The 14,425-nt window shown below is 67.0% G+C and carries 12 protein-coding genes; 9 read left to right on the top strand and 3 right to left on the bottom strand.

Going from position 1 to position 14,425, the window contains the following annotated elements; translation table 11 throughout:
* Position 1: 1 nt before the first annotated feature.
* A complete protein-coding gene (locus E0H92_RS26840) occupies positions 2 to 2,599 on the top strand; it encodes a pPIWI_RE module domain-containing protein (RefSeq protein WP_131498098.1) in 2,598 nt (865 codons plus the stop codon).
* 545 nt (positions 2,600 to 3,144) lie between these two features.
* Here E0H92_RS26840 and E0H92_RS26835 read toward each other — a convergent pair.
* Both E0H92_RS26835 and E0H92_RS26830 read right to left on the bottom strand, forming a co-directional pair.
* Positions 3,145 to 3,447 (bottom strand): hypothetical protein, encoded by a 303-nt coding sequence (locus E0H92_RS26835; RefSeq protein WP_131498097.1) that lies wholly within the window; start codon positions 3,445 to 3,447, stop codon positions 3,145 to 3,147.
* A 531-nt stretch (positions 3,448 to 3,978) separates the two neighbouring features.
* Positions 3,979 to 6,378 carry a DEAD/DEAH box helicase gene (locus tag E0H92_RS26830; protein WP_202873827.1) on the bottom strand — a complete coding sequence of 800 codons (2,400 nt, stop codon included), beginning with the start codon at positions 6,376 to 6,378 and terminating at the stop codon, positions 3,979 to 3,981.
* A gap of 649 nt (positions 6,379 to 7,027) precedes the next feature.
* Here E0H92_RS26830 and E0H92_RS26825 point away from each other — a divergent pair.
* The 3 genes from E0H92_RS26825 (at position 7,028) to E0H92_RS44740 (ending at position 8,224) form a co-directional block, all read left to right on the top strand.
* Entirely contained in the window at positions 7,028 to 7,417 is a 390-nt protein-coding gene (locus E0H92_RS26825; protein ID WP_131498096.1) for a hypothetical protein, read from the top strand.
* Between the two features lie 171 nt (positions 7,418 to 7,588).
* On the top strand, positions 7,589 to 7,819 hold the full coding sequence (locus tag E0H92_RS26820; protein ID WP_131498095.1) for a hypothetical protein: 231 nt from the start codon (positions 7,589 to 7,591) through the stop codon (positions 7,817 to 7,819).
* Positions 7,820 to 7,990: 171 nt separating this feature from the next.
* Entirely contained in the window at positions 7,991 to 8,224 is a 234-nt protein-coding gene (locus E0H92_RS44740; RefSeq protein ID WP_202873826.1) for a hypothetical protein, read from the top strand.
* 278 nt (positions 8,225 to 8,502) lie between these two features.
* Here the strand turns inward: E0H92_RS44740 and E0H92_RS26810 are convergent, their stop codons facing one another.
* Positions 8,503 to 9,102, bottom strand: coding sequence for a hypothetical protein (locus E0H92_RS26810; protein WP_131498094.1), 600 nt, complete (start codon positions 9,100 to 9,102; stop codon positions 8,503 to 8,505).
* Between the two features lie 185 nt (positions 9,103 to 9,287).
* On the opposite strand from E0H92_RS26810, the gene E0H92_RS26805 reads away from it, so the two are divergent.
* The 5 genes from E0H92_RS26805 (at position 9,288) to E0H92_RS44730 (ending at position 14,405) form a co-directional block, all read left to right on the top strand.
* The gene (locus tag E0H92_RS26805; RefSeq protein WP_131498093.1) at positions 9,288 to 10,283 is read left to right on the top strand and encodes an expansin EXLX1 family cellulose-binding protein; all 996 of its coding nucleotides are present in this window, start codon (positions 9,288 to 9,290) and stop codon (positions 10,281 to 10,283) included.
* A 59-nt stretch (positions 10,284 to 10,342) separates the two neighbouring features.
* Complete coding sequence (locus tag E0H92_RS26800) at positions 10,343 to 10,873, top strand: SigE family RNA polymerase sigma factor (protein ID WP_131498092.1); 531 nt, start codon at positions 10,343 to 10,345, stop codon at positions 10,871 to 10,873.
* A complete protein-coding gene (locus E0H92_RS26795) occupies positions 10,870 to 11,658 on the top strand; it encodes a hypothetical protein (RefSeq protein ID WP_131498091.1) in 789 nt (262 codons plus the stop codon). Before E0H92_RS26800 ends, E0H92_RS26795 begins: the two co-directional genes overlap by 4 nt.
* 134 nt (positions 11,659 to 11,792) lie before the next feature.
* Positions 11,793 to 12,815, top strand: a complete 1,023-nt coding sequence (locus E0H92_RS44735) for an RICIN domain-containing protein (protein ID WP_202873825.1) — start codon at positions 11,793 to 11,795, stop codon at positions 12,813 to 12,815.
* Between the two features lie 18 nt (positions 12,816 to 12,833).
* Positions 12,834 to 14,405, top strand: coding sequence for a WD40/YVTN/BNR-like repeat-containing protein (locus E0H92_RS44730; RefSeq protein ID WP_202873824.1), 1,572 nt, complete (start codon positions 12,834 to 12,836; stop codon positions 14,403 to 14,405).
* The last annotated feature ends 20 nt before the right edge of the window (positions 14,406 to 14,425 follow it).

The raw sequence follows: 14,425 nt of genomic DNA, 5'->3' as shown, positions 1-14,425 counted from the left end.
CATGGCCCCCAAGTATGACGAACTCGCTGTCACCGTGATGCGTCTGAACCCGGACGCACCGATCGAGCGTGGGTACCACCTCATGCACTTCCCTGGACAGTGGAAAGAACCCCTGCGGCGGTTGGCAGCGACCAGGCGTGGCGGTGACTTCGCCAGCATCCCGATCCGGTCACTCAACGCCGCGATCACCGCTCTCGTTCCGGACTGCGTCGTGACACTGGAGTACGCCGGTCGCGGCGACGGCGATCAGGAATGGCTGCTCGCCCATCGCGACGTCAATCCTGCGGCCATCTTCAACATCGTCGCCGCGTGGGTACGGTCGCAGAAGGCGGCTCCGGATCAGATCGCACAGACGCTGTCCCAACTCCGCGCTTCCGACCTCGTCTGGGTGCCGGTGGAAATCAACCTGGCTGCTCTGGACCAGATCAGGCGCGCGATGCGGCTCTTACCGATGGACATTGCAGCCACACTTTCCCGGCCCGAGGCCCACTGCGAATACAACAATCTGCGCTTTCTGCGCTGCCCGACCGACACCGGTGCAGAGCTGATCTCGTGGCCACCGGAACAGATCGAAGACCAGACACCGTTCTCCGTCATGATCGGAATCACCGCGCAAACGCTGCCAACCAGCGGCGAGGTGCTGATCTATACGTCGTACGGCGTCCGTCGTTGGGTACCTGTGCGCCCGATGCTCTCCCTGTCCAACGCTCACTCCGTCTACATCGCCCCCACAGTCCCGTACTTGAGCGATGCCGGGAACTCGCGGCACTTCGGAATCGCCAAGATCCGGGCGTCCAGGATGAAGGGCGACGGCGGCGAGATGACGTACCCACCGCGGTGGGACGACAACCTCGCGGAGGTGCTCCGCCAGCTCGGCTGCCTGGACCGGCTGCCTGATCCACAGCAGCTGATCGACAAGCCGTTGGACTATCTTCAGCGCACCGGTGATGCGGCGGCTCTCGTGTTCCGGACGGGCATGCTGGGCTCAGAGCGGGTCAGTCCCGGTTTGTCCCTCGCGGATCGCGAGCCCCTGGTGGAGTGGGTCGCATCCGAGTTGAAGCCACACCTGGAGTTGGTCGCACCCCTTCCGCGGGAGAAAATCGTGGTCTACAAGGGCCTGAGCGGAATCAGTGACGGTGCGATCTCGCCGGAGTACCTTGGCAAGGTCGTCGGTCCCCGGCTGACCATCGAACTGCTCACCGACTTGGACAACGCCACCAGCTACGCGCTCGAACGGCTGTCGACCAGACTCGGGGTGGCTCTGCCTGAGGCCAAGGACCTCGGCGAAACCGAAACGCTGATCGCATTCGGACCGGTGACCGTCGGGCTTCGAAAGTTGAACCGGCCAACGATTGTCGCGGACCTCGACCGGTCCAGGAGCCAAGGCAAGCAGTCTGCGATCGAGCAGCGCGTCGACCATATCGCAGGCACCCTTGGCGACGTCGCGCATCCGACGGTCACCCTCGTCGAGATCGCGCCGGCGGAGGCGTACAAGAACGCGAAGCGTGGCAGCGATCCGAAGTGGGCCATCCGGCACGGGTTGGTCCGGACCGGCCGACTCAGCCAGTTCGTCAATCCAGTAGCAACGCCCAAGAAGCCTGGCCGTATGCGCCCGGACGGCACCACGTCGGACGCGAATCGAGAGCGTTTCGCCGCAGCAGTCGACGAACTGTTCCGTCACCTCGGCATCCGGCCGGCCCCACTGCCGGCTCCGCGATCCGGAACCCTCGCGCGGCAGCCCGCACTGCTCGCCTTGTGGATGATCAGGAAGAACAAGACCCGCCTCTGGGGCTTGGCCCGGCAGGTCCCAGTGGCAGTCCTTGTCGACCCGACTGGCCAGCACATCCAGGTTACGGCGCCAGGGATCGGCTGGCAGCCGTTGCACGAAGGGCTCGTCGAGATCGGCAAGCGCTACATCAACGAGATGCTGCAATGCGGACCCGAAGACGTGGTGCGGTTCGTCAAGGAGACCATCGGCGAGGCAACTGCGGCGTACCCGGACACCTTACTCCTGACGCATGCGCAGAACCTCCGGAGTGTGTGGGACCAACTCGGCAACAACCGTATCCGCCTCGACACCATCGCGTTCGGCGCCGCCGAAGCGATGCCGATCAGCAAGTTGCCGGGTCTGCGGCATGTGCGTGTCCGCGGCTCGGACGGCGGTGAAACACCAGAGTGCTACGGCGTCAACGAAGACGGCAGCGGTCAGCCGAAGGGGCTGTGGCGCTTCCTAAGGTCGCGAACCTTTGGCAGCACCAGCGGCAAGCCCAGTACACATTCGGGCGCGCTCATGGGAGTGTCGAAGCTCATCCCGATGGAGTACAAGGACAAGCGAACCGCCCCGAGGCCGAAGGCTCAGGTGTGGAACCCGCAGTTCATCGAACTGTTCGTCGCTGGCTTGCAGGACGGCGACCAGGCCGAGCACTGGGCCGCACTTGCCCACGACCTACGCGACGCCGCGCCGTACGTCCGCGACACCACGGCCCTCCCTTGGCCACTACATCTCGCTAGCAAGATCGAGGAATATCTCCTACCAAACCGAATCACCGTTGTCGGCGAGACCGCCCGGCCGGAGACGGACGAGGAAGGAGCCAGCTGACCTCGTGTGGTCGCCTCGCCGTCATGACGCACGAGGTCGAACCCCAGCGAATCTTTCTGCTCGACCCGTGACAGCTGGCCGGCAGGGATCGGCGCGAGCAGCGCAACCGCTCGTCGGCTGCGTAGCCAGAGCGGCACGCCACCGAGGCCCGCGAGCACGAAGAGCGCGACTCCGACGGCCACCTTGTGCGATGACGGCGCATTTCGCACCAGCAAATCGCCGAAGTACTCGCTCGCGCAGCCCAGCTACCGGGCCCAGGATGACGACTAGGGCAGCAGCAGCCGCCTGGTGACCCTGATGTTTCGCGAATAACAGAGGCGCTCTGACCAGCGCTTCCCTGGTCAGAGCGCCTCTGCCAGGAGCGGGGCAGGTGTTGTGGGGCAGGGATTTGAATCTGCGACTCCGGGCCCCTGCAACGTGGCAGTGATTTCCCCCGATCGGACCGTCGTGTCACCTGGTCACAAGGCAGCTTGATCACCACTCCGGATCGCTGCTCCTGAGCTGAGATTCCTGTTCTGACCGTAGTCTTGACCGTGGATTCCACATCATCTGCGGTGGCGCGGTTGGCCGCGATCCCACCAATCGATCGCCTCGCCGTCCTCAGCCATGCGCTGGATGATGTGAGCGGTGAATTCAGCCTGGCTGCCGGTGGTCTGGCAGAACGTCCACAGGTGCCGCGCGGCACGCTGATACTGGAAGATCACTTCGTCGACTTCGAAGACGTCCAGTTCACCGCCGCGGTGCCGATCGATCGCCGCAGCGACCCGCTGAACCAGAGCCGCTAGTTGAACCTCGTGATACGTGGCGACCTGCTGACGCGCAGCCTGACGCTCAGCCTTCGTGCTCACGGGCCCAACGTTACCCTCCATCCTTCATCCGGCGGTGGGGTACAAGGCATGGGTGGCTGTGCGTTTGTGATCGGTGGTTTAGGTGTGTCGGGGTCAACGAGAAGGCCCGGTTTGGTCCTGGGACCGCGTTGTCTACTTGGGGTTTCTGGTGTCCCGCTCTGGTTTGTGGGCGAGCAGAGACTGTCGTTCAGGTGCTGTCGCCTGGATCCGGACACGGCTGCCTGTGGTGGTGATCATGACGGGGATGTGCAGCACGCGGTCTCGGAAGCTCTGCGGGCTGGTTCGGGATCTCCCGGGTTGTCGGCGAATCCGAGACGTTTGGTCAACCCGCCGGTGGTCGAGCGCGATCTCGGCACCAGGAACGTGATCAGCTATTTCTCGACCGAGCCCGCCGAGCAACTGTTCGCGGGAACGGTCGTCGATCCACGTCGGCAGCGGTTTCATGAGCGGCACGGAGGGCCTGGCACATCGGCCAGCGCTGATGTGATGGTCTTGCGCATGACGACTGGCACCCTGTGCCGAAAGGCCTCATCAGGCCCGGTCGAATTGCAGCCGCTTGTACCCGGGCATGCGGCGCCGGAGCGAGGCTGCCAGCAGCGGGACGAGCGGGTCGTGGTAGTCGTGCACCTCGGCGATGCTCTTGCCTGGTGCGGGGCGGACGACTCGTCCGGCGCACTGGACCAGGAGTCCGTCGAAGGAGATCGGCGCCGCGAGGAACAGGGTGTCCAGGGCCGGTGCGTCGAACCCTTCGCCGACGAACGGTGTGGTGCCCAAGACCAGGACGCCGTCGCCAGCCTTGGCGTCGGTGAGTCGTTCGACGACGGCACGTCGGTCCTTGGCAGGCATACCCCCTTGGAGCACAAGCGGTTCATGGCCACGACCGGCCAGGAGCGAGGTGATCGTTTCGAGGTGGGCGACCCGGCGGGTCAGGACCAGGCAGTTGCGCCCTTGGCTGAGAGCGGCGTGGACATCGTCGAGGATCTGCTCATTACGGTCTTTGTCGGCGGTGAGCGCCCGGTGTGCCTCGGCGATCGGTGACGGGGCGTCCTGATCGATGTCTGCCGCGGTGAACGTGGTCTCATGCAGGTGCAGCAATCGTGCCGGTCCTGCGCTGGTGTCGGCTGCTTCGGCCAGCGTCCCGGGTATCGCGTCGGTCATCGTGTGCCGGACCGGTCCGAGCTGCCAGCGCAGGAGCTCGCCAAGGCCGTCGCGGCGCTCGGGGGTGGCGGTGAGGCCGAGCCAGTACCGGGCGGCGATCTTCTTGACCGAGTGGTCGTACGCGGCTGCGGCGATGTGGTGTGCCTCATCGACGATGACCTGCCCGTATCCGGCGGTCAGGTTCGCGACGTCGTCGTGTCTGGCAAGGGTGGGCAGCATGGCGACGTCGACGATCCCGGTCAGTTTGCTCCGCCCGCCGCCGACCTGTCCCGGTTTGACGCCGAGGAACTCGGTCAGTCGGGTGCGCCACTGGTCGGCGAGGGCCTTGCGGTCGACCAGGATCAGTGTGGACACCGCCCGTTCGGCGATGATTGCGCACGCCATGACGGTCTTGCCCGATCCTGGCGGGGCGACCAGGACGCCGTCATCGTGCGCGAGCAGCTCACCGACTGCCGCGGTCTGCCGGTCGGTCAGCTCGCCGATAAGCGCGACGTCGATCTCCGTGCCGGCGGTCCGGTTGTCGGTCACGTCGAGGCGGGCACCGCTGCGCTCCATGATGCCTGTCACCAAGTGCCGCAGTCCGCGAGGCAGGACGAGCTTCTCGTCCAGAGCCAGGTCGTAGCCAGTGACGAACCGTGGGGTGTCCCAGGTGGACTTACGCAACCGCTGCAGCTCGTAGAACTTCGGGTTCGCCATCGAGGCGGCGTGCTTGAAGGTCGCCAGAGCAGCAGGCGGGAGGGCGGTCGCGTCCAGGACCAGGCCGGCAGCGAGTTCGGCACGCACGACCGGTGGCATGGGCGGGTGCACCTTGGTGGACTCGGCGCGCGCCAGGGCCGTCACGTCGTTGCCGACGGCGGCGCGCGACGACTTACGGGCGAGCCGGGCGGCGTCACCGGGCGTTAGCCGGTCCAGCGTCGAGAGGAAGACCCACTGGTCGTCGTGGGGCTCCAGCGTGGCCGGGTCGAGGAACAGCGTGAGCCCGTCCTTACGGCGGTTGCCGTGGAGCGGTGCAGCGATCTGGTTGCCCGGGCCAGAGCCGGGCAATACGTCCTGGCTTGGGAACAGACGGTCGTAGGAACCCAGGTTCATGGCACCACGCTGCAGGATGGCCTCGTGAATCAGCGCGGTCCCCACCGCGCGTGCCGTCTGCGCAGGGATCGCCTCGGTGAAGAAGATCCACGCATGCGCCCCGGCGCCGGACTGTGAGATCTCCAGCGCAGCAGGGACGCCGGCAGTTCGGGCCGCCTTGACGTACGCCAGGGCGTCGAGCATCGCGGTCTTGCCGTCGAAGTCGGCAGCCAGCCACCAGCACGTGTTGTCCGGGAGCATCGGGTACAGGCCGATGAACAGGTCCTGCCGCGACCTCGCGCCCAGGTGCTCGGCGACGACATCCGGCGTCAGCGGGAGCAGGCGGGCGGTCGCGCGGGTCATGCCCTTGCGCCACCCACCCGCCGCCGCGGGCATCCACCCCTTCTTGCCCGTCCGCGGGTCCTCCCAGCGCCTGGCGTAGGTATCGGTCCTGGCACGAAACAGGTCCAGGTAGAGAGCGAGCTTCTGCTGCGGCGTCGAGCCCGCCATCGACACCAGCCCGCCAGGACCCACGGGCGCCGCGAGCTGCTCAGCCGCAGGCGTGGTGTCCTCGCCCCGCAGCTCCAGCAGACGGGACAGGCGCGCATTCTCGGCCCGCAGCCGATCCCGCTCGGCCCGCAACTCGGACAACTCACGGCGCAGATCCAGGCTGCCGCCGCCATTGCGATCGTCACGAAGACTCACGCGACCATCCTGCCAGGACGCAAGACCGCCATGCCCATCAACGCCAGCGTTGAGCTGCGGGATGGCATCTCCCGGCACTCGACCTCCCGTCAATTTGATCCATTGACCCAGCCCCACTCGGGCGCGACCCCTGCGCTTCTAGGGCGCGCGGTGATGTGCGATTCGCAGTCCGGTCAGAAGCCGACTTCGTGCTCCCGCGGACGGCTCCTACGCACCTCTTTACGCACCTCAATCAGCGCGAGAGGATGGTCAGCGATGAGAACCGATGCGAACGCAACCACCCGCGAGTCCCTTACCAGTAAGGGCTTTCGCGCACCATCGACAAACCGTGAGCAGCCTCAGCTGGAATTCAGCGGGTTCGGGGTTCGAGTCCCTGGCGGCGCACAAAAGCCCAGGTCACCAAGGTGCCCTGGGTTTCTTCATGCCTGCCGCGCACCACTTACGCACCACTTTCCCGGATCGCCGCACCGAGCTGATCAGCCGGCGCTCACCACTTCGCCTCCCTCCGAGGGTCGAGCCAGCCCGCGCGGCCTCCATGTGATCGTGACTGTGCGTCACATCACATCGGTTCGCATCGTCGCCGACTTCTCTGATTCTCGGTGCCGACAAACGTTGAGCATCCAGCCGTCGTACCGGTTGGAGGACTGACATGGCGAGAGCACCACTGCCCATCGGAACCTGGGGCGCGATCTCGACCTGGGTCGTGCAGACAGACGCCAAGGGCAAGCCGATCAGCACAAGTCGCAGGCAGCGCAGTACCAACCGCGACTGGGACGACCCGTCCGACGGTTTCAACGTAGAAACTGTCCACACAATTGCCGCTTATCCGGGTAACCCCGCGTCATCCAGAGCGCAGGACCGCCAGGACGCAGAGAGCTACGTCGTGTTCGTGCAGACGCCGCAGAGCCCTGCCGGACCCATGAAAGGCATCGGCAACGAGCCGACGCAGCCAAGGCTCAGCCTCGTCGGACAACAGATGGACGAGTGTGCCGAGCTGTTCCGCTCGGTCGACATGGACGCTGATACGGCAGCGGGCTGATCGGTCGCACCACTGAGATGCACGCCTGCGGGACACGTTCCACGGCCGCACCGCGGACGGCGCCTACGCACTCGACCCTGACACGAACTTCGCCATGCGCTGCATGGACTGGCGCCGCCAGACGCCCGAAGAAAACACCGCGCTCGCCCGCAAGGTCGGGAAGTAGCGCCGATGTTCGACCTCGACGTCTTCACGGCAGCTGACTACCACAGCGAATGCGCGGCGTGGCCCGCGCCGCCCACGGGCAAGGAACCGTGGCTCGCCGAGGTCGAGGACCTCCTCAAGACGCTCGTCGTCTCGGATTCAGTACCGTGGCGCGGCATCCCCGATGCCGCTTTTCACCGTCGATGCGCTGACCTCACCTGGCCGCGGCGGTACCGCAATGCGCCCCCGGTCCCGTAGCGGCGCGAGTCCGTCGGGCCTGCCCACATGATCATCACCAGCTTGCACGTGTCCACGGCGACGGCTCGAACAGTTCCTTCCCGCAGCTCATCCTCGACGGCCGCACGAACCGCCGACGCCACGCAGATCCAACTCCTCGGAGCCCACGGCGACATCCTCTTGGCGACAGCCGTGAAACAAGCTCCTGCGGACGCCGAAGCGCTGTGGCGGCCGGACATGCTGGATCCGGTGGTGCTGTCGGCGCTGATCGACAACGACGAGAGTCTCGGCGTACTCGACGAACTGACGGTCGTCCGGGCGAGCCTCGAGGCGGCGATGGCCGGTCTCGCTGATCATGCGGAACCAGCCGCCGAGGCTCGAGCCCTCCTCGCCGGGTCGGGTCCTGCAAGACCCCGTCGAGGGTGACATTGCTCGCCAGATCCAAGGGCGCCGAACTCGTCTTCGGGCCGGTCGATACCGACTACGGGATGCGATCAGCCGTCTTCAAGGGACCAGGCATGCTCCTCGTCGACGTCTGCTCATACGGCCGCGCCGAACAGATTGATGGCTAGTCCCCTCGCTGTGTGGGACCTGGTTGGTCAGGACTGCGGCTGGGTCTTCAGCATGATTCGCAGGTTCGCCTTCGGCTGGTGCAGGCTTCGCCGCCCTCCAGCATGATCAGGCCGGCGTCCTGGTTCTCACCATCAGCTGAGTGCTGCGAAGAGGGGCTGGATCAGGACTGCGTTCGGGTGGCCCAGGGGTACGGCGAGGACGGGCTGGTCGGAGTCGGTCGCGTAGATGTAGATGAAGCCGGCCTCTGACTCGGTTGGGTGGATCGAGTTCCAGTCCAGGGACAGCTTGGGACGCTGACAGCTGATGCCGTCCTGGTTCACCTTGATGCTGCCGCCGATCGTCACGGTCTCGCCATGGCGGACTCGGTTGACCAGGTCGGTGAGCAGGCGTGGTTCGACGACCTGCGTTGACAGGTTCACCAGGAACGTCCACCAGTCAGGCAGCTCGTCCCGGCGGCCCATCCGCGAGTCGGTCACCGTGACCGCCGGCGCCGCCTTGTGCGGGTACTTGCCGGCCTCGAAGTGCCAGTACGTCGTGTACGTGGTCGGGAACATGAAGCGTTTCTCGGTGACCTGCTCGACCCAGTAGCCGACCCACTCGATCTCGTCGAGCGGCATCGACCGTCGGCCGTAACTGATCTGCTGCCCGTCGGCGTGGAGCGAACTCCAGCCGACCTTGGTGTCGAGTACTGGGACCTGGCCAGGCTGCGGTTGCCGGTCGTGCTCGCTCACGCGATGAGCCTTTCGGGTCGGTAGGGCTGATCGCGCGTAAGACGCACACCGGGTACGTCTGGTTCCGAGGACCGCTGCCAGCTGACCGGTAGCACCTGCGCCCCTGGTCATACGGCTGGCAACCTTTTTGGGTTCGGCGGCAACTGGGGTGTGGAACGCGGTCTGGATCTACCGAACGGATGGACATGAGGACAACGAGGCATGGCGCGGCGGAGCCGTTGCGCCAGCGCTGGCGGGTTATCGGCATTCCAGTGGCGCTGCTGTCCGTCGGCGTTGTGGTCTGCTTGGCCGCAGCGCTCCTCATCGGTGGCGACGCTGATACCCGGCGTACGGCAACAGAGTCCGTTGCGGATGCACCGGCGAGCGTCCCGGCCGATTCCGGCTCACCGACCGCACCGGCCCTCGCCACGATGGCACCGACGCGCACGCCGGTCACGAGCCGGCCGCCATCGCCCCGCCGTGCCCCAACGCCGTCGGCCGCCGGCAGGCCGCGCACGCCTGCCAACAGCCCGCGCTCGCCTTCCAGCACCCCGCACCCCGAATCCGCGGCGTCGACAGCGCCTCTGGCCGGGCGGATCAAGCCCGGCATTCGTTACCGGGGCGTCGCGACCGCCTATGAGGCGGGCGACGGGAACGGTGCCTGCCTCTACGGACCTGCTGGCGACCTCATGATCGCGGCGATGAACCATACCGACTACGAGTCAGCCAAGGCATGCGGAGCGTACGTGCGGGTCCGCGCCGCCAATGGGGCCTCCATCACGGTGCGGATTGTCAACGAGTGCCCGCTGCCCTGCGCCCCCGGGCAACTCGACCTCAGCCAGCAGGCGTTCTCCAGACTCGCCAACCTCGCCGTCGGCCGACTCTCGATCACCTGGACGCTGCTGAGCCCCGCCGCCCCTGGCACGCTCTCGATCCGGTACAAGACCGGGTCCAGTCAGTGGTGGTGCGGCATCCAGGTGATCGGGCACCGTAACCCAGTGGCGACGCTCGAGGTCCGGACGGCCAACGGCTGGCGGAAGCTGCAGCGCACCGGTTACAACTACTTCCTCGCCCCCGATGGCAACGGATGCGGCAGAGCGATCAGGGTCACGGACATTTACGGTGAGCGGCTGACGATCGACGGGATCGTCCTGAAACCGGATGTCGCGCAGCCGGCCCGAGTCCAGTTCGCCCGACATTGACCGTTACGCTCGGCCCGATCGTCAACACGCACGTCGCAAGGAGAGGTCAACCGCGGGAGATGCTGGTCGACGACGCGTCCGCGGAGTTCCACGACTTCTTCGAACGCCACTACGCCGAACTGGCGCGTCTCGCCCACCTCCTGACCGGTGAGAAGGACGTGGCCGACGACCTCGCCGCCGATGCGCTGGTCGCTCTGTGGCACCGCTGGGACAGGCTGCGGGCAGCGCAACACCCGGTCGCTTACGCCCGCGGTGTCGTGGCCAATCTGGCGCGGGAATGGATCCGGAGCAGGGTCCGCGAGCGACGGCGAGTAGCACTGTTCTGGTCCCGCAGTACGGAGGTGGTGAACGGGCCGGACGTTGCGGCAGTACTCGATGTCCGGGCCGCGCTCACCCGGCTGCCGTTCCGTAAGCGGGCGTGCGTGGTCCTGCGGCACGCCTTCGATCTGTCGGAGAAGGACACCGCCGCAGCCCTGGGTATCTCGGTCGGTACGGTGAAAAGCCAGACCTCGAAGGGGATGGCGGAGCTGGAATCGTTACTCGGCGCGGAAGCGGTCGGCGAACTAGCGGCAGGAAGGAGGAACCGGTGAACGAGGAGATCAAACGACAGCTGCAAGAGGCCGCCGAGGCTCACGAGCCCAACCGCGCAAGGATTCTGGCGCGCGTGGAGCGCGGCGTGGCCGACCCCAGCCTGCGGCACCGCACACCTTCGGTCGCGAGGTCATGGCCCCGGGCGGCAGTCGTCGCTGTCATCGCCGCCGCCATCCTTGCGACCGGTGGTCTCGCCGCCGCTGTCGCCGCCATGGGCGGAGCTCCGACGCCGCCGGCCACCGCGCCCAAACACACAGTCCCGTCCCCGACAGTCCCGTCCCGGACTGTCACGTCCGCTCCGACGCCATCAACCCGCACCACCACTACCGGTCCGGCCCCGACCACCACCTCGCACAGCACGCGACCGACTCCGCCGGCCGACAGCCGGATCAAGGACGGGCCGTTGTGGTCCGAAGGGTCGCTGGACGTGCACAGCACGATCTATTGGGCCCAGAGCAACCTGACCCTCAAGACCACCGAGCCGCTCACCTCACTCACCGTCGAACTGCGCATCGCCCAGACCGGCGACGTACGGAGCACCGGTAACTGGCAGACCCTGCCGAGCGACGACTTCACCGTCACCGTTCAGGAGTCCGACGGTGCGCTGCTCTACCGCTGGGTCCTCAAGCCGGGCCGCACTGTGCCGGCCGCACAGCACGTATTCGCCGGCCAGTACAACCACGCCACCGGCGTCCGCAAGGTCAAGCAAGACAGCTACCACGTCCACGCCGAGAGCTCAGGCCGTTCCGCCGCGGTCTGGGGAGGGTTCGCCCCGACCCGGTGAGGACGGGCGCGAAAAGATCCCGGCCCGCGGCAACCTTTGCCGTGTCTGTGACCACTAGGGGGCGCGGGTCCAGGCCACCCCGTTGCCTGGACCCGCCTTCCTCCGGTGAATGACACGCAAGGAGTACACCCCCCATGGACAACCCCACGCGCCGCGGGCGTTACCGCGGCCGCTGGACCGCTGCCGGTCTGCTGGTCGGCGTGCCCGCCATCGCCGTACCGTGCCTCCTGTTCGCGCAGCAGGACTCGCAGGCCGCGACGATCGACGCCAACGCCTACTATCAGCTGGTTTCCGTTCGCAGTGCCAAGGTGCTCGACGTCAACGGCTTCTCCACCGCCGACGGCGCCCGTATCCAGCAGTGGACCGACCAGCACACCGTCAACCAGCAGTGGAAGCTGAGGGCCACCGGCGACGGCTACTACGAACTGGTGAACCGCAACAGCGGCAAAGTGCTTGGCATAGCGGGCGGTTCGACCGCCAACGCCGCGGCCACCGAGCAGCAGACCGACAGCTCGTCCACCTCCCAGGAGTGGAAGATCAACGAGGTGAGCAGTTCCGACGCCGTCACCTTCGCCAACCGCAAGAGCAGCCAACTCCTGGACGTCAACGCAAACTCCACCGCCCAGGGCGCGGCAATCATCCAGTTTCCGGCTACAGGCGGCGCCAACCAGCAATGGAAGCTGGTGAAGTCGGACCAGCCCGAGACGCCCGGGTCCGGCCCGTACGCCTGGAAGAACGCCCAGGTCGTGGGCGGCGGATACGTCACCGGTCTGGTGTTCAACCCGCGCGAGAAGGGCCTGCTGTACGCGCGTACCGACATGGGCGGCGCCTACCGCTGGGACACCGCGGCCGAGCAGTGGATCCCGCTGACCGACTGGGCCGGCGAGAAGGACTGGAACCTGCTGGGCATCGATGCGGTGGCCACCGACCCCGTCGATCCCGCCCGGCTCTACCTCGCGGCAGGGACCTACACCAACGACTGGGCCGGCAACGGCGCGCTCTTGCGCTCCACCGACCGGGGCCGAACGTTCCAACGCACCGATCTGCCCTTCAAACTGGGCTCCAACGAGCCCGGCCGCGGCGCGGGCGAACGGCTCGTGATCGACCCCGCGAACCACGGCACCCTGCTCCTGGGCACCCGCAAGAACGGCCTGTGACGCAGCACCGACTACGGCGTGACCTGGAGTCAGGTCTCCTCGTTCCCCGTCAAGGACGGGGCGAGCACCAGCGCGGGCATCTCCTTCGTGACGTACGGCCCGTCCGGCAGCAAGACGGTCTACGTCGGGGTCAACGACAAGTCCACCTCTCTGTACCGCTCTACCGACGGCGGCAACAGCTGGCAGGCGGTCTCCGGGCGGCCCACCGGCGAGATGCCGCAGCACGGTGTGGTCTCCGGTGACGGTTCGCTGTACCTGACGTACAGCAACAGCATCGGCCCCATGGACGCGACGACGGGCTCGGTGTGGAAGTACACCCCGTCGGGCGGGGTGTGGAAGAACATCTCCCCGTCGCAGGGCAGTTACGGGTTCTCCGGTCTGTCCGTCGACGCGCAGAAGCCGTCCACGGTGATGGTCACCACCCTCGACCGGTGGTGGCCCGAGGACGAGGTGTACCGGACCACTGACGGCGGCACGACCTGGAAGGCGCTGGCGGACAAGTCGCAGCGCGATGCCTCCGGCGCTCCGTACGTCGGCACCAGCACCGGGCACTGGATGACCGCGCTGGCCATCGATCCTTTCGACTCCGGGCACGTGCTGTACGGCACCGGCAACGGTATCTGGCGCAGCAAGGACGCGAACGCCTCCGACAGCGGCGCGACCAGCCACTGGACCGCCGGCGCCCGGGGGCTGGAAGAGACCTCGCTGGCGGACGCGATCGCCCCTCCCGGCGGTGCCACCGTCATCACCTCGATGGGCGACCAAGGCGGCTTCCGCCACGACTCACTGACCGAGGTTCCCGCCGGACGGCTGAAGAACCCGCTGATGAGCAGCAGCACCGACATCGATTTCGCCCAGTCGGCCCCCGCGATGATGGTCCGCGTCGGCACCGGCGGCGCGCAGGACGGCGCCTACTCCACCGACGGCGGCAGCAACTGGAACGGCTTCACGGCAGAGCCGGTGGGCAGCGCGAACAGCGGCCATGTCGCACTCGCGGACGGCTCCACCATCGTATGGACCGAGGCCGGCCAAGCGCCGTACCGCTCGACCGACAAGGGAGCGAGCTGGTCGAAGGTCAGCGGCCTGGGCACCGACGCCGTGGTTGTCGCCGACCGCTCCTCGGCCGGCACGTTCTACTCACTCACGGGCGGCACGCTCTACGCCAGCACCGACCGCGGCGCGACCTTCACCGCCCGCGCAAGCAACCTGCCCGCCGGCCGGCTCACGGCCGTCCCCGGCATCGCAGGAGACCTGTGGATCGCCGGCGGCGGCAGGGGCCTGCTGCACTCCACTGACGGGGGCCGCAACTTCACCGCACTCGCCTCGGTGCAGTCCGCCTCCGCCCTCGGCTTCGGCAAAGCCGCGCCAGGCACGACGTACCAGGCCCTTTACCTGATCGGCACTGTCCAGAACGTCACCGGTGTCTTCCGCTCCACCGACCAGGGCACCACCTGGGTCCGCATCAACGACGACGCTCACCAGTGGGGCAGCATCAGCGGACCTGGCGTCATCACCGGCGACCCCGACACCTACGGCCGCGTCTACATCGGCACCAACGGACGCGGTCTGCTGTACGGCGATCCGTCCTGACCCCCTCCCCCTGAGCTCCG

The organism is Kribbella speibonae, assembly GCF_004331375.1.
Taxonomy (GTDB): Bacteria; Actinomycetota; Actinomycetes; order Propionibacteriales; family Kribbellaceae; genus Kribbella; species Kribbella sindirgiensis.
This window is presented reverse-complemented; position numbering and strand designations above follow the sequence as displayed.

Excerpts from the sequence above, each read along its gene's own strand:
- E0H92_RS44735 (WP_202873825.1), top strand. The coding sequence starts at position 11,793 with ATGGACAACCCCACGCGCCGCGGGCGTTACCGCGGCCGCTGGACCGCT.
- E0H92_RS26825 (WP_131498096.1), top strand. The coding sequence starts at position 7,028 with ATGGCGAGAGCACCACTGCCCATCGGAACCTGGGGCGCGATCTCGACC.
- E0H92_RS26805 (WP_131498093.1), top strand. The coding sequence starts at position 9,288 with ATGAGGACAACGAGGCATGGCGCGGCGGAGCCGTTGCGCCAGCGCTGG.
- E0H92_RS26820 (WP_131498095.1), top strand. The coding sequence starts at position 7,589 with ATGTTCGACCTCGACGTCTTCACGGCAGCTGACTACCACAGCGAATGC.
- E0H92_RS26800 (WP_131498092.1), top strand. The coding sequence starts at position 10,343 with ATGCTGGTCGACGACGCGTCCGCGGAGTTCCACGACTTCTTCGAACGC.
- E0H92_RS26840 (WP_131498098.1), top strand. The coding sequence starts at position 2 with ATGGCCCCCAAGTATGACGAACTCGCTGTCACCGTGATGCGTCTGAAC.